1 tRNA gene is annotated in these 253 nt (G+C 66.4%); it reads right to left on the reverse strand.

Annotation, left to right across the window (positions count from 1 at the left end):
* Window positions 1–94: 94 nt before the first annotated feature.
* Window positions 95–179 (reverse strand) — tRNA-Leu (locus tag AC0IY0_RS28865).
* Window positions 180–253: the final 74 nt, after the last annotated feature.

Consider the following 253-nt stretch of genomic DNA (forward strand, 5'->3'; position numbering starts at 1 on the left):
GGCCGCAACCCGCAGGTCCGACACAATCAACGGCTGAAGCCGAGAACCCGGCGGAGCGCCGAGCGATCGGAGAAAAAACACCACAACAAACGTGTGGTGCGGCCAAGAGGACTCGACCCTCCACCCCTCGCGGGACTAGCACCTCAAGCTAGCGCGTCTACCAATTCCGCCATGGCCGCATCGGCCGCGAAGATCCGCCCGTTCGCCCGACCGATGCGACCTCCGGGGAAACCCGCGGGCCGCCGTCATGTCG

It is taken from the genome of Methylobacterium sp. AC315 (genome assembly GCF_979253755.1).